Source organism: Bacillus sp. 220_BSPC (assembly GCF_001054655.1).
Lineage (GTDB): Bacteria > Bacillota > Bacilli > Bacillales > DSM-1321 > Peribacillus > Peribacillus frigoritolerans.
Genome location: NZ_JVPL01000106.1, coordinates 1 through 502, shown reverse-complemented (window position 1 = coordinate 502; position 502 = coordinate 1). Strand labels below are relative to the sequence as shown.

General features: G+C 34.3%; 2 pseudogenes. Both read left to right on the top strand.

Features of this window, described 5'->3' with window-relative positions:
• Positions 1-85: 85 nt before the first annotated feature.
• A pseudogene (locus ADA55_RS30355) lies at positions 86-178 on the top strand (glyoxalase); the annotation flags it as partial.
• Between the two features lie 179 nt (positions 179-357).
• Positions 358-502 (top strand): annotated as a pseudogene (locus tag ADA55_RS30350) (IS3 family transposase); the annotation flags it as partial.

Sequence of the window (502 nt, the reverse complement as noted above, 5' to 3'; positions counted from 1 at the left end):
GGTAAAACGTGTTTCTTTGAAAATACGAAAGCAGGATTTCATTCGTTTCTGATTGGCTTAACCAACTTGTTAAAGAGTTGACCATATTCAGCTCGCTGCTCCTAAAGGTAGTGAGGACACTGCAAGAAAATTTTTAAATAATATTTTAGGTTTTGCCGAAGTTGAAAAACCTGAAGAAGGGGTCCTACCAACAAAATGCGGAAAACATACGTTAAGGAACATTTCCATCGTAATTATAGCTTTCGGTGGCATCCGTTTACTTTGACACTTTACAAATGCCAGATTGGAAGTTGCTACCACAATTGAAGGAGATTTGAAAAATATTACTAATCATAAAGAAGCATATGTATTTCTAAAAACCTTCTTAATAGGGATTTTCATGCATCCAGATCTAATGAGAAATGGGTGACTGACATTACATATTTGATTTTTAATAGACAGAAACTTTTCCTATCCGCCATAAAAGACCTCTATAACAATGAAATCATTTCTTATCAAGTCA